Below are 20,248 nucleotides of genomic sequence, written 5' to 3'. Positions count from 1 at the left end.
ACCGGCACGGGCCCGCGTCACCCCACTCTGATCTCCCGCTCCAGTTGCGTGACCAGGGTCAGGTACCGCGCCCGCCGGGGCACCGGGACCATGCCGCGGATCATCACGTGCCACATCTCGGCCAGTCGGCGCGGCTGTCGGGTCACCGGCTCCAGGGAGCGGCTCACGACGCGGGTGCCGACGAAGAAACAGACGAGGGAGTGGGCGACGGCGTCGACGTCGGTGTCCGGATGGAGGTCGGCCTCCTTGACCGCGCCGAGGAGTTTGCGGGTGGAGAGCTCCAGCCACTCCGTGAAGGGGTGCCGCAGCGGCGGGCGCACCTCCAGCCCTCCGGTGGCCAGGCGGAGGCCGGCCCGCGGAATCGGGTCGTCGACGGACAGCCGCGCTATGCCGAAGGTGATGCGCACCAGCGCTTCGAGCGAGGTGTAGCCCCGGCCGTCCGCGTCGCTCGCCAGCCGGCGTGAGGCACGGGACTGCAGTTCCATGATCGCGTGGGCCAGGTCCTCCTTCGCCGCGAAGTGGAAGTAGAGGGCGCCCTTGGTGACTTGGGCGTGCTCGACGATGTCACTCAGGCTGGTCGACTCGTAGCCGTACCGGTCGAACAGCTCGGCGGCGGCCACGATGATCGTCAAACGGGTCTGCTCGGCGCGTAACTGCCTCGGCATGGACGGGACACTCCTGCGGGAAAGAACGGGTCATGCCGTTTGTTTCTGGCCTCGCCGTCCACGATAGCTCACCCGGCCGCGGTACCCACCGTGCAGGCGAAGACCGTCGACTCTCCCTGTGTGCCCACGACTTGTACGTCGGTCCCGTCCCCGTCCGACGCCGCGATCCAGGTGGGTTCGTCCAGCTCGGCATAGCGGTGGAAGGTGATGTGGAAGGACACCGGTGAGCGCGCCCCCGCGGTCCGCGCCCGTACGGCCTGCCGGGCGGCCTCCAGCAGCAGCGTGCCGGGGGCGTGATCGAGGGGGTGGTCGAAGAAAACGGGGTGTGCGGTATCTACTCGCAGCTGCCAGAGGTCCGGCCGCCCGGACGGGGCGAGGACGACGTCCCCGGACAGCGCACGGCCGACGGCGGCGGCGGGCAGCGGGGGCGGCAACGGCACAGGGGCCACCGTGGCGGCCGTACGGCCGCCACGCAGCCGGCGGTAGACGGGCTCGCTGACGCAGGTGAACGCCACCCGCGCGGTCGCCACGCGTTCCCCGCCGCGCAGGACCTCCGCGGTGTAACGGGCACCCACCGGTCGGCGGCCCCGGTACTGGACGTCGACGAAGACGACCTCGACGGTCAGCTCCGCCGGGACCGCGCCCACGGACAAGTGCTGTGCGAACGTGTCGACTTCGAACTCCTGGAGCACGAAGTGGTGGTCCAGCGGCACGTCGTACTCGGTGTGCGCGATCAGTGTCCCGCTCTGCCGCACCGTCTCCACGACGAGCAGGGGGTCGTACGCGGACCAGTCCGCCGACACGTGTAAACCGTGCGCGCGCGGCCATTGCGCCGAGACGGAGAATCGGTCGGGCTCGTTCCGTGTCCAGCCGGTGAGGAGAGTCTCCGCGACCGCCGCGCGGTGGACGAGTTGACGCGGGACGGTCGCGGTCATGGACAGGGATTCGGCACGTTGCCGCGGTTGAGGCATGTCTCTCCCTACGGTCCCCCCGAAAGGCCAGGTGCGGACGGTGAAACGTCCGCTCCGGTGAGCGTTTAGAGTACGAGGCACCCGGTTTGTTTTCAATGAGACCAGTCCCGCGCACCTTATGATCGGGGTCACCGCGGCACACCGACTACGGAACCGGACAACGCGGCGCAGCGGAGGGGCTCTTATGGCACGACAGGAGCGCGCCATCAGGACGCGCAGGGCGATCCTGGAAGCGGCGGGCGCGGTCTTCGACGAGCACGGCTACACCTCGACCACCATCGCCATGGTGCTGGAGCGGGCCGACGTCACCAAGGGCGCCCTGTATTTCCACTTCCCGTCCAAGGAGGCGCTCGCTCAGGCAGTGCTCGACGAGCAGGTGCCGTTCGGGACGGTTCCGCCACAGCCCTGCAAGTTGCAGGAGATGATCGACATGACCTTCGTCGTCGGTCAACGGCTGCTGGGCAACGCCCTGTTGCGGGGCAGCGTGCGGCTGGCGGTGGACCAGGCCTCGCCGTCCGGTGTCGATCACGGCGAGCCGTTCCGGCAATGGGCGGACCGGTTGACCTCACTGCTGGAACAGGGCCGGGCGCAGGGCGAGTTGCTGCCCACGGTGGACATCCGGGAGACGGTGGAGCTGCTGGTGGGCTCGTTCACCGGCATCCAGCTGATGTCGCGGGCGCTGACCGACCGGGACGATCTCGGGCACCGGTTGTCCGTGCTGTGGGCCCATGTCCTGCCGAGCATCGCGGTGCCGGGGCTGCTGCTCGCCCTCGACAGCAAGGCCGACCGCGGCGCCCGGGTCCTCGCCTCGCTCGACGCGGCGACGTCGTGATCCTGCTGACCGGGGCGACCGGTACGGTCGGCGGGCTGACGGCCCGGCGGCTGTCCGGCGGCGAGCCGGTGCGCCTGCTGACCCGGGACCCGCGACGCGTCGCCGGCCCGGCGGGAGCGCACGCCGAGGTGGTGGGCGGGGACTTCGAGGACCCCGCCGGTCTGCGGCGGGCGCTGACCGGCGTGCGGTCCGCCCTGCTGGTCACCGCGGATCCGCTCACGCACGCCCATGACGAGAACTTCCTGACGGCCGCCCGCGCGGCGGGAGTCCGCCATGTGGTGAAGGTGACGACCCTGTCGGTGACCGAGCCGGACGCCACCGATCTGGTCACCGAGTGGCACCGGGAGAACGAGCGGTTGCTGCGCGCCTCGGGTCTGACCTGGACCCTGTTGCGGCCACGGGCCTTCATGTCGAACACCCTGGGCTGGGCGCGCTCGGTCCGCGAGGAGGGCGTGGTGCGCGCCCCGCACGGCGACACGGAGACCGCCGCGGTCGATCCACGGGACATCGCGGAGGTGGCGGTCCGCGCGCTGACCGGCATCGAGGAGCACGCGGGGCGGGCACACGCGCTCACCGGGCCCGAGGCGGTGAGCCCGGTCCGACAGACGGAGATTCTCGCGGCCCTGCTCCATCGGCCGCTGGAATTCGCGGAGTTGACGCAGGACCAGGTGCTGCGGGGAATGCTGGAGCGGTATCCGGCTCCGGTGGCGCGGGCCCTGGCGGAGAGTGCCGTGCGGGGGCGGGAGGGGACCAAGGCGCGCGTGCACCCGACGGTCGCCGAGCTGCTCGGCCGGCCCGCGCGGTCCTACCGGGACTGGGCCGCCGAGCACCTGTCCGCTTTCCGCGCCTGACCGGACGGCGGGCCGGCCGGTGCCCATCCGCACCGGCCGGCCCGCCCGGTCGAGGGACCTCGCTCAGAACGTCAGCTTCCAGCCGTTGATCCTGCCGGTGTCCTGCGCGGCCGTGTCCTGGACGCGCAGCTTCCAGGTGCCGTTGGCCGTCTCGGAGGACGCGTTGACGGTGTAGGTGGTGGTGACGTTGTCCGCGGAGTCCGAGGAGCTCGCGGCCTTCAGGCGGTACGCCGTACCGTCCGGGGCCACCAGGTCGATGACCAGGTCGCCGCGGTAGGTGTGGGTGATGTCGACGCCGACCGGGAGGGCCGAGGGGGCACTGCCGCTGCGGCCGCTGACGGCCAGGGAGGACTCGACGGCGGACCCGTTGTCCGGGATGGTGACGGCGGTGGTGCTGGCGAAGGTCGCCCCCGTGGACGTACCGCCGCCGCTGACGGCCGTCACCGTCTTGGCGGCGTCCGCCAGACCCGCTCCGCAGCCGCCGGAGCAGGCGCCGGGCAGCGCGCGGGCGTTGCTCTTGACGGCGGTCTCGATCTGCGCCGGGGTCAGCGCCGAGTTGGCGGACTTCATCAGCGCGACCAGGCCTGCGATGTGCGGGGTGGCCATGCTGGTGCCCTGGTAATAGGCGTACGACTCCGTGGACGGCGTCTGGGTGCCGGAGTTGAGCGTGGACAGGATGCCGTTGGCGGTGCCGGTGCTGGTCTGGCCGCCGGGCGCCGAGATGTCCACGAGGGTGCCGTAGTTGGAGTACGAGGCCTTGGCGCCGGTGCGGTTGGTCGCGGCGACCGAGATGACGTTGCCGCAGTTGCCGGGTGAGTGGTTGGCCACGTTGTCGTTCTCGTTGCCCGCCGCCACGACGACGGTCGTGCCGCGGCCGACGGCGGCGTTGATGGCGCTCTGGGTCGCCGAGGTGCAGGCCCCGTCGCCGCCCAGGCTCATGTTGATGACCTTGGCGACGTTGGTGTTGGCGGGCACACCGGAGACGGTGCCGCCGGACGCCCAGGTGATGGCGTCGATGATGTCGGAGTCGTAGCCGCCGCACTTGCCGAGCACACGCACCGGGGAGATCTTCGCGCCGTACGCGATGCCCGCGACGCCCTTGCCGTTGTTCGTGACCGCGGCGATGGTGCCGGCGACGTGCGTGCCGTGCCAGGAGGAGGTGCTCGCGGGGATGCCGGAGCCGCACTCGTTGGCGGCGTAGTAGTCGCCCGGGTCCGCCGGGTTGCTGTCGCGGCCGTTGCCGTCCACCGCGACGGCGGTGTCGGCGATGAAGTCGTAGCCGCCGACGATGTTCGCGGCGAGGTCGCTGTGGGCGACGTAACCGGTGTCGATGACGGCGACGGTGACGCCGGTGCCGGTGGTGGTGTTCCAGGCGCCGGGCACGTTCATGCCGGCCGTGGACTCGAACAGGTCCCACTGCTTGGCGTACTCGGTGTCGTTCGGGTCGGCCTTCGCGGTGTTCAGGCGGTCCGGGACGACATAGGCGACCTGCGGGTCGGCCCTGAACTCGGCGACCACGTCGGCCACGTCGGCGGAACTGGGCCGCTCGCCGAGGTCGACGAGGGCGGCGCCGGTGCCGAGGCGGCGCTGGAAGTCGACGTCCTCGCCGGTCTCCTTGCCCTTGGCCGCGGCGTCGGCCTCGGCGGCCGTGTTCGATCCGGCCTCGGCGGCACCGGACTTGTAGCCGACGATGAGACGCTCGGCCGGGGTGCCGGGCGCGGCCTCGGTGAACGCGGCCGGGAGGGACGGAGCCTTGGGGGCGGGTTCCTGGGCGACGGCGACCGAGGCGGTGGTGGCCGTCAGCAGGGCCGCGGAGACCGCGGCGACGGATATCAACTTCCGTCCGGAGGTGGGGAAGGTGCGCAAGGGCTTGCCTTTCGTGGCCGTACTCCGGGCAGCACGGAGCGGTGGTCGATTCGCTTCGGCGGTGAAGCGGCGGGGAGTGTGCAGCGGTGCTGCTGGCAGCGGTGGGGGCATTGAGGAGCGCGCGGTGGCCGGCCAGACGCGGGGTGTGACCCGTCCGGGGTTACCTGTGGGTCAGCTGTGGTCGAACGATAGGCAAAGGGCAGGTCATCGGGATACAGGGGAAACCCTTGATCCGGCCGGAAACCCACCCTCGACAGCGGGCAGTTGACCGGGAACGGTTCGTTTTGCGCGGGTTGGGACCCCCGTGAACGCGCCCGGCCGGTTTCCCGTACTGGACGGCAGCGGTCCGTGCACCCACAGAAGCCAGACCGTTCCGCCCCGGCCGAGGAGATGTTCCGGATGTCCCGGACCACCGCACACCGCACCACCGCCCTGGCGGTCTCCGTCTCGACCTCCCTGCTGCTGGGGATGTGGGCGGCGGCGCCCGCCGTGGCGCACGGCGCCCCGACGGATCCGGTCAGCCGCGTCCACGGCTGCTCCCCCGACGGCGGCGCCACCGGCACCGCCGCCTGCCGGGCCGCCGTCGCCGCGAACGGTTCGCCCTTCACCGCCTGGGACAACCTGCGCGTCGCGAACGTGAACGGGCGGGACCGGCAGACCGTCCCCGACGGGAAGCTGTGCAGCGGCGGGCTGCCCGCCTACCGGGGCCTCGACCTCGCCCGCCCCGACTGGCCGTCCACCCGCCTGTCCCCGGGCGCCGCCCTGTCCATGCGGTACGTCTCGACGATCCCGCACACCGGCACGTTCCGGCTCTATCTCACCAAGCCCGGATACGACCCGGCGCGACCGCTGACCTGGTCCGACCTGCCGGACAAACCCTTCGCGGAGGTGAAGGACCCGGCACTGACGGACGGGGCGTACCGATTCACGACGACCCTGCCGTCCGACCGGGCGGGACGGCACGTGCTGTACACGGTCTGGCAGAACAGCAGCACGCCGGACACCTACTACTCGTGTTCGGACGTGGTGTTCCCGGCGGCGAAGAGCGCGGGGGCGCAGGGGCCGGGAGCGCAGAGGCCCGCAGCGGAGGGCTCCGGGCCGGCGAGTGCGGCAGCCGAGGCCTTGGTCCCGGCCGCGGCGGACAGCGGGCAGGACCGCGCGAGCGCCCGTCCGTCGCCGGCCGGGAAGCGCGCCGCACCAGCGAGTGAGCCGCCCGCCGGCCGCTCCGCCGCTTCCGAGGCCGGCACCGCACCCGGGAGCACGCCGGTGGCCTCCGCCGCCGACGTGGACCCCGGCTCCTCCGCCCCCACGCTGGCGAGCGGCGCCGCCGCGGTGCTGCTCCTCACCGGGGGCGCCGCTCTGGCGCTGCGGATGCGCCGGCGCTGACCGTCCGGCGCGACGGTGCCGGCCGACGTGCGTCGCCCGCCGCGCTAGTTGACGTAGACCGGCGCGCCGCCGTCCGTCACCGGGGCGTACTTCGCGGTGAAGTAGCCGTTGGCGAAGCACAGCGAGGAGCCGGACGCCTTGGTGAACTGCTGGTTGGTGAAGGTGATGCTGTTGTCGGCGTTGTCGGCCTTTCCGATCAGGCTGGGCGTCCGGTAGACGCAGTTGATGCTGCCGAGCAGGGTGCGCAGCACGACCGTGGTCTGGATGGCGGAGCCGCTCGCCGGGGTGACCGTGAGGGTGCCGTCGGAGTTCACGGAGGTCGCGTACGGCAGGTTGTTGACCGTGATGCTGGTGACGCCGAGCACGCCGACGACGTTGGCGGTGCAGCTGCCGCTGTCGAAGGTGTGGGCGGTGACCGACTCGGTGGCCGTGCCGGGCGCGGCCGGGTTGTCGGTGACGGTGGCGGTGAACTGCGAGGACGTGCAGGAGATGCCGCTGGTGCCGGTCGCGCTGGAGTAGAGGGTCGCGGTGGTGCCGGTGGCGAGCGGCGCGGTGAGGACGTCGCCGACGGCGACGGGCGTACCGCCGAGCCCGCCGGTGGTGAGGACCGGGGTCTCGGCCGCCGACGCGGGAACGGCCGCCGGGAGGGTGAGGGCGGCGACGGCTCCGGCGAGGGTGAGGAGGGATCGAGTACGCATGCGGGTGCCTCTTTCTGGGGTGGGGGACCGATGCCCGCGGCGGGAGAGCCGGTTCCCGCGGTGCGGGTGCGGCTTCCAGGGGTGCGGGTGCGGCTTCGGGGTGGGGGGTTCGGCTCCCGAGGTGGGAGTGCGGCTTCCAGGGACAGGCGGGGTGCGGTGCGGAGTGCGGCTTCCAGGAAAGGCGGGGCGCGCGGTGCGGAGTGCGCCGTCGCCGGCCCGTGACGCCTTCTCCGTACGTGACGGACCGGCGGCGGCAGCCGGCCGGTGACCGGCCGGAGACCCGATGGGGGGAGGGCCTCCGGCCGGGCCGGCCGGACAGACTGCCCGGCGCGGCCTCAAGGGGAAGCGACCGTGCGGGTGCCGTGGAGGTCGGACGCGGGCGATGACATGCCCGTACTGGACAGAACGTCCGGGAAGCGGCTGGATCCGGCGCCACGGATCCTGGCGAGCCAGGGAGAGTTGTAGACCTGATGGTCAGTCAACGTCAAGGCGTGTCACGGCAGTTGGTGCGCCCGCCGGGGCCTTTTTGTCACCGGGGGAGCAGTCCGGGCACAGGTGGCACACAACCGGCACCCTTTTCGCACAACATGCTTGACCCTCGAATGTAACCGCCGGTAACTTCCCCATCGGCTACTGATGCGTAACCAGGAAATCCCCTGTGACCGCCGGGAGTTGCGAGGGGGCACGCGCATCCGTTCGCTGTCCGCGCCAGGGCAACGTGCCACTGAACCTGAAGCCCGATCGCATTGACTATGCCCATGAGAGCAGAAGATGGCCTCGTCCCCGTCCCCGTCCCCGGACGTCAGCTCGTCCGCCGGCAACACCCCTGAGAACACGGACAGCGGTTCCGCGACCGCGACGCCCGAAACCCCCGGCAGCTCCGTGAGACGCGGGCGGGTCAGGGCGCGACGGGCCGCGATCATGGCGGTGCCGGCCGCCGCGGTCGCCGCGGGACTCGCCATCCTGACGGCCGAGGGAGCGCTGGGCGTGCAGTTCGCCATCTCCGGCATGCCGTTCACGGTCACCGCCACCGAACTCAACGGCACCGGATTCGAGCAGTTCGGCAGCCTCGACAACATGGCCGAGGGCAGCCCCAACGCGGGAGACACCGGCGGCCAGGTGCTGGTCGTCACCTCCGCCATCAAGAACGCGACGCTCACCAAGCTGTGCCAGAGCGTCGACCTGGGCGGCACCAACCTGCTCATCACCGCGGGCAGCGGGGCCCAGCCCGTCCAGGCGAGCGATCTGACCACCGACTCGACCGAGCTGTCGGGCGACGCCGCCTTCAAGAACATCGAGATCGGCAACGACGCCAGCACCCTCACCAAGGCCGGCGTGAAGGGCCCGATCGGCGTGTTCAGCCAGCAGGCCGACACCGTGCGGATCGCCAACCTGCGGCAGACCAACTACGCGACCACCGCAGGGGTGTTCAAGCTGCCCGGCCTGAAGCTCGGCTTCAGCGACAAGGGCTGCTGATGCCGGGCCGGCCGGGTCAGGGGTCCGCCTTCCGGCGCTGGCGGGCGGGCCGTCCGTTCTGGGGCGGGCTGCTGCTCGCCCTGGGCGGTGCGGAGATCCTGCTCACCGAGAAGGCGTCGCTCAAGGTCATCCTGCACATCGGCGCGCAGGGCCTGGCCGGCTACCTCCTGCCGGCCCTGATGTTCCTGCTCGGGCTGCTGATCCTCTTCAACCCCACGCAGCGCCTCTTCTACTCGATCACCGGCATCCTGCTGTCCCTGGGCACCTGGCTCACCTCGAACCTGGGCGGTTTCTTCGTCGGCCTCCTGCTGGGGGCGGTGGGCAGCTGCCTCGCCTTCGGCTGGCTGCCGGACCAGGAGCCGCGGGTGAGCCGACGTCAACGTCGGAAGCGGGCGCGGGAGGCGGCGGGGGCTCAGCCGAGAACGGGCCGTGAGCGGACGGCGCATGAGCGGATGGCGCATGAGGAGACGGGCCGTGCGGGGACGCCTCATGAGGAGGCGGGGCGCGAGGAGCCGGCCGGCCACGAGCCCCTGTGTGAGGAGCCCGTTCAGGAAGCGCCCGTTCAGGAAGCGCCGGCTCAGGGGCAGGCCGGCCAGCGGCACGCCGTAGAACCCGCCTGACCTCGGGCTCGGCCGCCCGGTGAGCGCGTCGGGCGGCCGAGCACGAGTCAGTGCGCGCTCGGCCGCGCGCCGGAGGCCGTGCCGGGCCGGGCGCCCGAAACCCTGTACGACCGCGCGCCGCCGACCGCCCTCATGACCGGCGCGCCGCCGGGCAGGCCCACCACCCCCTCACAGCCGCCCCTCCCCCGCCCTCGCCCCCGCCCCCGCCCCGCCCTGAGCCGGGGGTGTGTCTCGCCGAGGCAAAGATCATCACGATGCGGCACCGACAACTCACTGCGAGCGGCCGATCACTTGACTACCGGCGGTCACACGCGGTTGGCTCCTGGCCAGTGAAGGTTCAACCGGCGGCGCACTCCAGCGCCGCGGCCGGGCTTTCGCGTTCCTCTTGCTCGGCCGCACAGCGAGGTGCAACCCTCCATGAACACTCCTCCCCCACCTCAGGCCTCCCCGGGATTCCTCCGCACCGCCGCCCTGACGGCCGCACTCTGCCTGCTCCTCGCCGGCTGCTCCGGATCCGGCGGCGCCGGGCTCGCCGCGGACACGGACGCGGCGGGCGGTGCGGGCACCGGCCGGATCAGGGTCGCCCTGATCACCCACGGCGGCGAGGGGGACGCCTTCTGGGACCGGGTGCAGAAGGGCGCCCGGGCGGCGGCCGCCAAGGACGGCATCGAGCTGACGTACGCGAACGACTCCGACCCGGCCCGGCAGGCGCAGCTGGTGCGGGACGCGGTCCGTGACAAGGTCGACGGCATCGCGGTGACCCTGGCCAAGCCGCAGGCGATGAAGACGCCGGTCGCCGAGGCGAAGGCGGCCGGGATCCCCGTGGTCGGTCTCAACTCCGGGATCGCCGCCTGGCGTTCCCAGGGGCTGCTGGAGTACTTCGGCCAGGACGAGAGTCTCGCGGGCAGGGCCGTCGGCGACAAGCTGGACGGCCTGCGGGCCCGCCACGCCCTGTGCGTCATCCACGAGCGGGGCAACGTCGCCCTGGAGGCGCGCTGCGCCGGGGTGAAGAAGACGTTCGCCGGCGAGACCGAGATGCTCTATGTCGAGGGTACGGACATGGACGCGGTGAACGCCTCCGTCACGGCGCGACTGCGGCAGGACCCGACCATCGACGAAGTCGTCACGCTGGGCGCCCAGTTCGCGCTGACCGCGGTCAGGTCGGTGAAGGCGGCCAAAAGCAAGGCGCGGGTCGCCACCTTCGACCTCGACAAGGACCTGGTCGAGGCCGTGCAGGACGGGCAGGTGCAGTTCGCGGTGGACCAGCAGCCGTATCTGCAGGGCTACCTCGCCGTGGACGCGCTCTGGCTGTACGAGACGAACGGCAACCTCAGCGGCGGCGGGGTGGCTCCCGTGCTCACCGGGCCCGCCTTCGTCACCCGGGCGAACGTCGCCTCGGTCGCGCGGTTCGCCGCCGCCGGAACACGCTGACCGGCTCCCGGCGGACCGCCGCCGGACCGAGGCCTCCAGATCCCCGCCCGCTCCCCACCGCCGCCCCCCCCTCTCGCCCCCCTCTCGCCCCGCTCTTCGCCCCCGCTTCCCCGCTGACCGCCCAAGGACGACCATGTCTCGACGGACAGGTGCCCGGCGCCGCCTCGGTTCCATACGTCTTTCCCTCATCCTCCTGGCGCTCGTCCCGAGCGTCACCCTCGCCGCGCTGTGGGGGGTGACGACGAGGCAGATCTTCTCCGAGGGCCTGCGGCTGCGGTCGCAGACGGAGCTGAGCCGGTCGACCGGCGCGATGGGCACCGAGGCCACCCTCGCGCTCCAGCGGGAGCGCGGTCTGTCGGCCGCCTGGCTGGCCGCGCGGCCCGGCTCCCGGGCCGCCCTGGAGCGGGCCCGGAAGGAGACGGACACGGCGGTCGGCAAACTCGTCGGCCGCTCCGACGCGATCCAGCGGGCCCCCGCCCGGATCGCGGACCAGCTGTACTCGGTCGTCGGGTCGGTGGGCAGCCTGGAGTACTACCGCGGCCAGGTGGACGATCCGACCGACATCACCGCCGAGCAGGCGCTGGACCAGTACACCTCGATCATCGACGACCAGGTCCACGCCTTCCAGGAGCTCTCCCAGGTCGACGACGGCGACCTCACCTCGCAGGCCGGTCCGCTGGTCGCGCTGGAGCACGCGGCGGAGCTGGTCTCCCAGGAGGACGCGCGGCTCACGCTCGCATGGCCGTCCGGGTACTTCGACGAGAAGGCGTGGGCCGAGTTCAGCCAGTTGGTGGGCACCCGCCGCTGGATCGTCCAGGACCAGATCGTCCCCTCTCTGCGCGGCAGCGCGAAGACAGAGACCGAGCGGATCCTGCGCAGCGCCGAGTGGCAGACCCTGGAGGCCATCGAGGACCAGGTGCTCGCGGCCCGGCCGTCCGACGACGCCCGCCGGGTCGCCCTGCCCGACCTGCGCGCCCAGTGGACCGTCGCGCTGCGGAAGGTCTCCGACCAGTACGGTGCCCTGATCCAGCGGCAGACGTCCGCGCTGCTCGCCCGGAGCGCCGACAAGGCCGACGGGATGCTGCTGACGGCCGCCTCGCTGAGCGCCGGCGGACTGGTCGCGCTGCTGCTGTGCGTGGGCATGTCCTGGCGGATCACCCGCTCCCTGTCCCGGCGGCTGCGCGGCCTGCGGGAGGCCACGCTCGGTCTGGCGGAGGAACGACTGCCCGACGTGGTGCGCCGGTTGGAGCGGGGGGAGAAGGTCGACGTGGACCTGGCGGCGCCCCCGCTGGACTACGGCTCGGACGAACTCGGGCAGGTGGCGCAGGCGTTCAACACCGCGCAGCGCACGGCGGTGGTGACCACCGTGGAACTCGCCGACACCCGGCGCGGCTTCCGGAAGGTGATCCTGGGGATCGCCCGGCAGAGCCAGAACCTGGTCAACCTCCAGCTCAGCCGGCTGGACGCGCTGGAGCGCGAGCACCAGGACCCCGACGTCCTCAAGGGCCTGTACGAACTCGACTCCATGGCAAGCCAGTTGCGCCGCTACGAGGAGAACCTCGTGATCATCAGCGGCGAGCAGCCGCGGCGCAGCTGGACCGAACCGGTCGCCCTGGCCGACATCCTGCGCAGCGCGATCGGCGAGGTCGCCGAGTACCGGCGGGTGGAGGTGCACACCGACGAGGAGGTGTGCCTGGCCCCGCCCGCGGTGGCCGACGTCATCCATCTGCTCGCCGAGCTCATCGACAACGCCACCGCCTACTCCCCCGCACCGAGCCCGGTCGGAGTGCGGGCCGCGATGGTGGCGAAGGGGCTGGCCGTGGAGGTCGAGGACCGGGGTCTGGGCATGTCCGAGGAGGACTACGCCTCGCTCAACGGCCAGTTGGCCGAGCCTCCGCAGTTCGACGTGGTGGCGCTCGCCGACGACCTGCGCCTGGGCATGTTCGTGATCTCCCGGCTCGCCAGACGGCACGGCATCGCCGTCACCCTGCGCTCCTCCCCGTACGGCGGTACCACCGCGATCGTGCTGATCCCGCACGACATCGTGGTGCCGGCGGCTTCGGAGGCGGACGCTCCCCGGGAGCGGGGCACGGCAGCGGAGCCGCTCGGGAAGGACCAGGGTGCCCTGACGCTCCCGGTCCCGGCCGCCGTCGCGGACCCGGACAGCACGAAGGAGCCGGCCGGCACGAAGGACCCGGCCGACCTCAAGGCCACGGACGCCTCGCAGGACTCGGCGCTCGAACGCGCCGTCCGGGCCCTCTCCTCCCCCGGCCCACCCGCCGCCTCCACCTCCGCATCCGCATCCGCATCCACATCCGCGCCCCGCTACGACGGGCTCACCCCCCTGCCCCGCCGGGTGCCGCAGACCAGTCTGGTCGCCGAACTCCGCGACGAGGCCGCACCGGCCGAGGAGGCCGACGCCGAGGACTTCACCGCGGAGCACGCCGCCTCCTCGCTCGCCTGCTTCCAGGCCGGAACGCTCCGGGCCCGGGACGAGGACGGGCCGCCGTCGCGGAAGGACGAGCGGCCATCGGACGAGGACCAGCCGACGCCGGACGAGGACCAGCCGGCGCGGGACGAGGACCAGCCTGCACCGTACGACGGGAAGGCACCGTACGAGGGGAAGCCACCGTCCGACGAGAAGGCACCTCCCCCGCCGGACCCCCTGGCCGCTCCCGCCGCCATCCCGACCGCCCACACCGACCGCTCATGAAGGACATCGCCATGACACGCCCCACCCCCGCCACGGACACCCAGCTGGACCAGTTGCTCACCGGTCTCGTGGACCGGGTCGCCGACGTGAACCACGCCGTGGTGCTCTCCGAGGACGGGCTGGTCGTCAGCAGGTCGGTCGGGTTCGTGCGCGACGACGCCGAGCGGCTGGCGGCGACCGCCTCCGGGCTGATGAGCCTCAGCAAGGGTGTCAGCCTGGACTTCCGCGGCGGCCCGGTGCGGCAGGCGCTGATCGAGATGGCCAACAGCTACCTGATCCTGACCTCCGCGGGACCCGGCGCCCACCTGGTCGTCCTGACCGGACCGGGGGCGGACGTCGGCGTGGTGGCGTACCAGATGAACATGCTGGTGAAGAAGATCGGCGAGCACCTCAGCGCGGCACCGCGGGCACACGTGGGCCCCTCCCCGGCCGCCCCAGGCGAGTGAAGTGAGCGGAAGCGACGCGGCGGGGCGGCTGGTACGGCCCTTCGCGCTGACCGGCGGACGGACCCGGCCCAGCCGCGCCGACTTCACCCTCATCACGACGGTGACCGCGGTGGATCCGCCGCCGGAGCGGGCTCCACGGCCGCAGCCCGAACAGACCCGGATCCTGCGCCGGTGCGCGCGGCCGGTGGCCGTGGCGGAGCTCGCGGCGCTGCTGGACCTTCCGGTGAGCGTGATCGTCATCATGCTCTGCGATCTGCTGGAGGCCGGTCTGATCACCGCCCGCCCGCCGCATCCCGTCTCGCTCCGCACCCCGGACATGGACCTGTTGCAGAAAGTGAGGGACGGTCTTGGCCGGCTCTGACACCGCCGCCCCGGCGGCACCGGACACCGTGAAGATCCTGATCGCCGGAGGCTTCGGCGTCGGCAAGACCACCATGGTCTCGTCGGTCAGCGAGATCGCCCCGCTGCGTACCGAGGAGTCGCTGACCGCGGCGGGCCTGGGCGTCGACGACCTCGACGGCATCGAGGACAAACGTGCCACCACCGTGGCCCTGGACTTCGGCCGGATCACGATCAGCGACGAGCTGGTGCTCTACCTCTTCGGTACGCCCGGTCAGCAGCGGTTCTGGTTCATGTGGAACGACCTGGCCGTCGGCGCGCTGGGCGCGGTGGTGCTGATCGACGTCCGCAGGCCGGAGTCGAGCTTCGCCGCCGTCGACTTCTTCGAGCGGCGGGGCATCCCGTTCGTCGTCGGGGTGAACGGCTTCCACGGCCGGCATCCGTACGCTCCCGGGGACATCCGGGACGCGCTGGCGCTGCCGGAGCATGTGCCGGTGCTGCTGTGCGACGCGCGGGAGCGGGCCTCCAGCCGGGACGTCCTGGTCGCCCTGCTGGACCAGGTGATCGCCGAGGTGGACCGGAGGGACGGCTCCCCGGGCGCTGCTCGTCCGGTCCGCTGAGCGGTTCGGTGAGCGGTCCGCTGAGCGGTTCGGTGACGGTGGGCCGGACGGGGCGTCGAACTCTGGGCGGCCCAGGTCCCTGCGGGCTGCTGGCCGCGCTGCTGACGACGGCAGGCGGGCCGGGGAGGCGCGCTCCGCCGAGCGCTGTGCCTTGTGCCGGGTCCGGGCCCGGACCCGGCATCCGGCCCTCTGACGGACGCGGCCCTGACGTCCGGGCAGCTACCACCTCGCCAGCACCGGCAACAACTCCGACGCCGCCGTCACGTCGCCCGTCAGCGGGCGGTCGTCGGTGCCGGACGGCAGGGAGGCGGCGGCGGCGAGGACGGGCAGCGGTGGGGGCGTGGGGTGCATCCGCAACGCCCGTACGGCGGTGACGAGTTCGCAGGCCAGGACGGTGCCGTACGCCTCCACCACGCGCAGTGTCTGCCGGGCGGCCTGGGAGGCGAAGCTGGCGGCCTCCTCCAGGCCGTGGGAGAGGACGGCGTGCCCGGCGGAGGCGGGTGTGGCACCTGAACGGAGCTCCGCGAGGGCCGAGTTGGCGGTGTACTCCAGGATCATCGTGCCCGAACTGCTCGCCGGGCCCGCCGCCAGGAACGCGGGCAGGCCGGTGAGGTCCTCACGTCCCAGCGCGGCCAGCCGGGCGACGGAGAGCTGGGCCGTCTGGAGCAGGGCCAGGTTGAGCCCGTCCAGGGCGAGCCCGAGGGGCGCGGCGTAGAAACCGCCGTGGTGGTAGGCCGCGGTGCCGTCGGGCGCCATCAGGGGGTTCTCCGACGGGCAGTTGATCTCGACCTCGACGATCCGCCGGAGCGCGTCCAGGGCGTCCAGGGCGCAGCCGTGCACCTGGGGGAAGGCACGGAAGCCGAAGGGGTCCTGGACGCGGCGGGGTTCGAGGCGCGGGTGGGCAACGGCCGCCAGCCAGGCTTCCATTCCGCCCGCCTCGCCCGCGCCGAGCAGCCGCCGCACCTCCGCGGCGGCCCGGGCGGCCCCGGCATACGGCCGCAAGGCGTGCACCGGGGCGGCGTACGCCTCCAGCGAGCCGGACACCGCGGCCAGGGACAACGCCGTCACGGCGTGCGAGGCACGCAGCAGCACATCAAGGTCATGACAGGCCAACGCCGCCTGCCCCAGAGCAAGGGCATTGCTGCTCAACAGGGCCAGGGCGTCCCCGGGTTCCAGGCTCACGGGGACCGGGAGACCGTGCGCGGAGGCGGCCGGCCGGAGCGGGGCCGCGGCTGCGGCGGCCTGTCGTGGCGCGGTGGCGGGGAGGGGGGCGCTCGGGTGATCCGGCCGCGTGGTGGCGCCGTCCGGGTGCGGCGGGGCAGGGTCGGTGGTCAGCCAGGGGCGTTCGCCGATGAGCGTGAGGCCGGTCTGGGCGAGGGCCGTCAGGTCGCCGGTGCCGAGGCTGCCGTACTCGTTGACGGCCGGGTGGACGCCGAGCCGGAGTGCCTCGGTGAGGGCGTCGACGAAGGCGGGCCGGATGCCGGAGCCGCCGGCCAGGAGCTGGTTGGCGCGGACCGCGAGCATCGCCCGGGTCTGGCGGGCCGGGAGCAGTGTTCCGGCCCCGCCGGCGTGGCTGCGCAGCAGGCGGAGACCGTGGCCGCGCTCGTCGTCCGCGTCGACCGGCACCGAGCGCCGGGCACCGGCGCCGGTGCCCCGGCCGTAGAGGCGTCCGGCCGCGGCGAGGTGCTGGGCGGTGCGCCAGGACCGGGCCGCCCGTTCGCGGGCCTCGGGCGGCACGACGGGTACGGCGACGTTGTCCGCGAGCCGTACGAGCGTGCCGATGTCGAGGGTGGTTCCGTCGAGGACGGCGCGGGCGCCCTCCGTTCGAGGGGGCACCCGCGCCGCTCCGTCCGCGGTGGTGTCCAAGGCGTTGACGGAGGCGGTGACGGTCAGTCCAGGCCGACCGACTTCAGCCAGGCCTTGGCGACGTCGAGCGGGTCCTCGTTCTCCAGCTGCACCTGGGAGTCCATCTCCAGCAGCGACTTGGTGTCCAGCTTGGCCGAGACCTCGTTGAGGGCGGCCACGCCCTCCTGGGAGAGGCCGGACTTGTACACCAGCGGCGTCACGTTCGCGAAGCCGAAGAGGTTCTTGGGGTCCTGGAGGACGACGAACTTCTCCTTGGTGATGGTCGGGTCGGTGGTGAAGATGTCCGCGGCCTGCACGGTGTTCTTCGTCAGCGCCGCCTGGGTGAGCGGGCCGCCCGCGTCGAGGGCCTTGAAGGACTTGAACTTCAGGCCGTACTCGGCCTCCAGCCCCACCAGACCTTGCTGCCGGGTCTGGAACTCCGGCGAACCGCCGATGACCAGCTCCGGGGCGATGTCCTTGAGGTCCGCGAGCGAGGACGAGGCGGTCAGGCCGTACTTCTTCGCGGTCTCCGCGTTGATGCTGACGGAGTCCTTGTCTTCGGCGGGCGCCGACTCCAGCAGCGTCAGCTTCGGGTCGAGCTTGGCCTTCGCCGCCGCGTTCACCGCCTCGGCCGTCTTCTGCTCCGCCTTGGCGTCGAGGTAGGCGAGCAGCGAGCCGTTGTACTCCGGCAGGACCGTGACGGAGCCGTTCTTCAGCAGGCCGTAGGTGGTCTCGCGGCTGCCGATGTTGGGCTTGTACTCGACCTTGATGCCCTTGGCCTTGAGGGCCTCGCCGTAGATGTCGGCGAGCAGGATGCTCTCGGCGAAGTTGTTGGAGCCGACGACGACCGTGCCGTTGTCCGCCGTCTTCTCGGCCAGCGGGTCGGACGTGTCGTCGGAGGAGGAACATCCCGCCAGCAGGGCGGTGGCGGCGGCGAGCGCGAGGGCGGCCACGCCGGGACGTCTCCTGAAGGACCTGCTGTGGGCGGCGGTAGAAGTCACGATTTCCGTTCCGGACGGTGAGGGATGCTCGGAAGCTCTTGCGCTGATCCAATCCAGCGTGTTCTTGATCAGTCAAGTGCAGTCCGGTCACCAAACGGCGTCGACGCGTGGTCAATTGCGAGTCGGTTGTGCGTCGACGGTGAAGGATGCTTATCCGGGCCGCCACCGAATCCGCCGATTCATGCGCGTGTCGTAATGATTTCTTGACGCGGAGTGGCACGGCCACGTGTCCGAAGAGGCTGTAGTCTCCCGGAAGTTGGCGCCGGTCACAGTGGCGTGCGGGGGCCGCGTCGGTGTTGTCGTGTCACACCGCCCCGTATCGATCAGAAGCGGTCACGTGCAGGTCTCGCGCGCCGTAAGACACCCACGAAGGAGGCCCGGTGTCCACGAGTGAAGGGGGCGCGCCCGCCCCGCCGACACCGCCACCGGACCGGGGTGACTCACCTGGTGCACGGGGGGTGCGGCGGCTCCGGGGTTTCGCCGACCGCTGGCCCTTCCGCCGCAAGCTCAACGTCCTGGTCGGTGTTCCGCTGGCCGTGGTCGCCGTGCTGCTCACCTACCTCATCGCCGAGCAGGTGGATCAGGCCCGGCACGCCGACTCCGCCGCGCGCCTGGTCCGGGACAGCGCCCAGGTCGCGGAGCTGGTGGACCGGGTGGAGACCGAGCACCAGCAGGCCATCCTGCTGTCCGTGCGCTTCGAGGCGTCGGGGCCGGGCACCCAGCCCTCCGCCGCCGAGTACCGCAAGGCGCAGGCCGCGGTGGACTCCCAGGTGCGGACGGTGCGCGACATCTTCGGCGACCGGCTGCCGGACACCGAGGCCCAGGCCCTGCGCGAGATCAACGGCCTCACCAGCCTGCGCGACACCATCGAGCAGTCCTATCTGCCCGCCGACAACATCGACCCGGCCTACACCAACGCCTCCAAGGGCCTCATCGACGGCCTCGGCCTGGACCACGACGAGGACCTGGCCGGCACCTTCACCGGCAGTCAGCTGGACTCGCTGCTGCGCGCCGACGCCGCCCACAGCGCCTTCGAGACGGCCGTCTTCTCCGCCCGCACCGGGGACAGCAACGCCCTGATCGAGTTCATCGGCGCGGTCGGCTCCGAGAACGAGTACTCCCACCAGGCCGACCGCTTCGCCCGGTTCGCGACCGAGGCCCAGGCCAACGAGCTCGGCGGGATCGAGCACAACTCCGCCCAGGCGACCATCGGCCGGCACTACGCCGAGCTGCAGATCGACCCCAGCAACCTCCAGGCCGGCACCCCCGACCGGATCCGCGAGGCGTTCAACGAGGCGCTCGCCTCCTACCCCGCCTACCGCGAGCAGTCGCAGACCCGGCTGGAGATCACCCGGTCCCTCATCGACCAGATCGCCGACCGGGCCGACGCCGCCTCCAGCGAGGCCGCCTGGCGCGCGGGTCTGCTGCTGGGCATCGCGCTGTCCGGTTTCGCCGTGTGGATCGCCTTCGCGGTCCTCGTACGCCGTTCCGTGGTGCGCCCGGTGCAGGCGCTGACCGGTGCCGCCCGGCAGGTCGCCGACGTGGCCGGGCGGGAGCTCGCGCGGGTCGCCGACGACGACGCCGAGGACGCCGCGCCGCCGCGGCTGCGCGAGGTGCCGGTCACCGCGAAGGACGAGATCGGCGACCTCGCCGAGGCCTTCAACCATGTGCAGACGACCGCGTCCGCGCTGCTGGAGCGGCAGGTGCTCAGCCGGCGCAACGTCGCCGAGATGTTCGGCAACGTCGGGCGTCGGGTCAGCAACCTGACCACCCGGCAGCTGGCGCTGATCGACGCGGTGGAGCGGGGCGAGACGGACCCCGCGCTGCTGGAGCGGCTGTACAGCATCGACCACATCGCGGTCCGCCTGCGCCGCAACGCCGACAGCCTGATGCTGCTCGCCGGCATCCGTGAGACGGTGCTCGACTCCGGTCCCCTCGCGCTCACCAACGTGGTACGGGCCGCGCTCGGCCAGATCGAGGGCTTCCAGCGGGTCCGTCTGCGCGCCGCGACCGAGGTCATGGTGGAGCCCGACATCATCGGCGACCTCACGCTGATGGTGGCCGAACTCGTCGAGAACGCCGTGTCCTTCTCGCCCGCGGGCAGCCCCGTGGAGGTGACGGTCCACGACGGCGCCGAGGGCGCGGTGGTCGTGGTCACCGACCACGGCCTGGGCATGAGCGAGGAGCGGCTCGCCGAGGAGAACGCCCGGCTGATCCGCCGCGAACGCCTCGACGTGGTCCCGACCAAGGTGCTCGGCCTGTTCGTGGTGGGCACCCTGGCCCGCCGCTGGGAGGTGAGCGTGACCTTGTCCCGCACCCCGGGAGGCGGTGTCACGGCCGAGGTGACCATCCCGTCGTCCCTGCTGCTGACGATGGGCCCGGTGACGGCGGCCGGTGCCACGAAGCACACGCCGTCGCGTGCGCACACCGCCCGAGCGAGGTACGTTGTGCGAGCGCGCTGAAGAACGGCGAACGCTCCCGTGGACGA

General features: G+C 72.3%; 15 protein-coding genes and 2 pseudogenes. 11 read left to right on the top strand and 6 right to left on the bottom strand.

The features are described 5' to 3' along the window. Positions 1 to 17 precede the first annotated feature (17 nt). Entirely contained in the window at positions 18 to 665 is a 648-nt protein-coding gene (locus ACWD0J_RS03800) for a ScbR family autoregulator-binding transcription factor (RefSeq protein WP_451494113.1), read from the bottom strand. A 68-nt stretch (positions 666 to 733) separates the two neighbouring features. Continuing rightward, the gene (locus tag ACWD0J_RS03795; RefSeq protein WP_451494112.1) at positions 734 to 1,600 is read right to left on the bottom strand and encodes a ScbA/BarX family gamma-butyrolactone biosynthesis protein; all 867 of its coding nucleotides are present in this window, start codon (positions 1,598 to 1,600) and stop codon (positions 734 to 736) included. Positions 1,601 to 1,820: 220 nt separating this feature from the next. Between ACWD0J_RS03795 and ACWD0J_RS03790 the strand changes: the two genes are divergently transcribed. Then, the gene (locus ACWD0J_RS03790; RefSeq protein ID WP_451494111.1) at positions 1,821 to 2,468 is read left to right on the top strand and encodes a ScbR family autoregulator-binding transcription factor; all 648 of its coding nucleotides are present in this window, start codon (positions 1,821 to 1,823) and stop codon (positions 2,466 to 2,468) included. Beyond that, complete coding sequence (locus ACWD0J_RS03785; protein ID WP_451494110.1) at positions 2,465 to 3,319, top strand: SDR family oxidoreductase; 855 nt, start codon at positions 2,465 to 2,467, stop codon at positions 3,317 to 3,319. The genes ACWD0J_RS03790 and ACWD0J_RS03785 overlap by 4 nt, the downstream gene beginning before the upstream one ends. A gap of 63 nt (positions 3,320 to 3,382) precedes the next feature. Here the strand turns inward: ACWD0J_RS03785 and ACWD0J_RS03780 are convergent, their stop codons facing one another. Continuing rightward, positions 3,383 to 5,185 (bottom strand): S8 family peptidase, encoded by a 1,803-nt coding sequence (locus ACWD0J_RS03780; RefSeq protein ID WP_451494109.1) that lies wholly within the window; start codon positions 5,183 to 5,185, stop codon positions 3,383 to 3,385. A 399-nt stretch (positions 5,186 to 5,584) separates the two neighbouring features. Here ACWD0J_RS03780 and ACWD0J_RS03775 point away from each other — a divergent pair, with 399 nt between their 5' ends. Next, positions 5,585 to 6,571: a lytic polysaccharide monooxygenase gene (locus tag ACWD0J_RS03775; protein ID WP_451494108.1), complete on the top strand. Its 987-nt coding sequence runs from the start codon at positions 5,585 to 5,587 to the stop codon at positions 6,569 to 6,571. Between the two features lie 44 nt (positions 6,572 to 6,615). Here ACWD0J_RS03775 and ACWD0J_RS03770 read toward each other — a convergent pair whose 3' ends face one another. Further along, positions 6,616 to 7,269, bottom strand: a complete 654-nt coding sequence (locus tag ACWD0J_RS03770) for a Tat pathway signal sequence domain protein (RefSeq protein WP_451494107.1) — start codon at positions 7,267 to 7,269, stop codon at positions 6,616 to 6,618. 771 nt (positions 7,270 to 8,040) lie between these two features. Here ACWD0J_RS03770 and ACWD0J_RS03765 point away from each other — a divergent pair. The 7 genes and pseudogenes from ACWD0J_RS03765 to ACWD0J_RS03735 all read left to right on the top strand — a co-directional run bounded on the left by ACWD0J_RS03765 (position 8,041) and on the right by ACWD0J_RS03735 (position 14,914). Further along, positions 8,041 to 8,745, top strand: coding sequence for a DUF6230 family protein (locus tag ACWD0J_RS03765; RefSeq protein ID WP_451494106.1), 705 nt, complete (start codon positions 8,041 to 8,043; stop codon positions 8,743 to 8,745). After that, a pseudogene (locus ACWD0J_RS03760) lies at positions 8,745 to 9,158 on the top strand (DUF6114 domain-containing protein); the annotation flags it as partial. The gene ACWD0J_RS03765 and the pseudogene ACWD0J_RS03760, both read left to right, overlap by 1 nt. Positions 9,159 to 9,782: 624 nt before the next feature. After that, the gene (locus tag ACWD0J_RS03755; protein ID WP_451494105.1) at positions 9,783 to 10,796 is read left to right on the top strand and encodes a substrate-binding domain-containing protein; all 1,014 of its coding nucleotides are present in this window, start codon (positions 9,783 to 9,785) and stop codon (positions 10,794 to 10,796) included. 133 nt (positions 10,797 to 10,929) lie between these two features. Continuing rightward, on the top strand, positions 10,930 to 13,509 hold the full coding sequence (locus ACWD0J_RS03750; RefSeq protein WP_451494104.1) for a nitrate- and nitrite sensing domain-containing protein: 2,580 nt from the start codon (positions 10,930 to 10,932) through the stop codon (positions 13,507 to 13,509). An 11-nt stretch (positions 13,510 to 13,520) separates the two neighbouring features. After that, positions 13,521 to 13,955 (top strand): roadblock/LC7 domain-containing protein, encoded by a 435-nt coding sequence (locus ACWD0J_RS03745; RefSeq protein ID WP_451494103.1) that lies wholly within the window; start codon positions 13,521 to 13,523, stop codon positions 13,953 to 13,955. Position 13,956: 1 nt separating this feature from the next. Beyond that, a complete protein-coding gene (locus ACWD0J_RS03740; RefSeq protein ID WP_451494102.1) occupies positions 13,957 to 14,316 on the top strand; it encodes a DUF742 domain-containing protein in 360 nt (119 codons plus the stop codon). Continuing rightward, positions 14,303 to 14,914, top strand: coding sequence for a GTP-binding protein (locus tag ACWD0J_RS03735; RefSeq protein ID WP_451494101.1), 612 nt, complete (start codon positions 14,303 to 14,305; stop codon positions 14,912 to 14,914). Before ACWD0J_RS03740 ends, ACWD0J_RS03735 begins: the two co-directional genes overlap by 14 nt. Positions 14,915 to 15,133: 219 nt before the next feature. Here the strand turns inward: ACWD0J_RS03735 and ACWD0J_RS03730 are convergent, their stop codons facing one another. Beyond that, positions 15,134 to 16,750, bottom strand: coding sequence for an aromatic amino acid ammonia-lyase (locus ACWD0J_RS03730; RefSeq protein WP_451494100.1), 1,617 nt, complete (start codon positions 16,748 to 16,750; stop codon positions 15,134 to 15,136). A 53-nt stretch (positions 16,751 to 16,803) separates the two neighbouring features. Continuing rightward, entirely contained in the window at positions 16,804 to 17,760 is a 957-nt protein-coding gene (locus tag ACWD0J_RS03725) for an ABC transporter substrate-binding protein (protein WP_451494099.1), read from the bottom strand. Between the two features lie 380 nt (positions 17,761 to 18,140). Between ACWD0J_RS03725 and ACWD0J_RS03720 the strand changes: the two are divergent. Next, positions 18,141 to 20,165, top strand: a pseudogene (locus ACWD0J_RS03720) (ATP-binding protein); the annotation flags it as partial. Between the last annotated feature and the right edge of the window lie 83 nt (positions 20,166 to 20,248).

This window comes from Streptomyces sp. NPDC003011 (assembly GCF_053591515.1).
The sequence above is the reverse complement of the archived record's forward strand: the minus strand, read 5'-3'. Positions and strand labels throughout refer to the sequence as shown.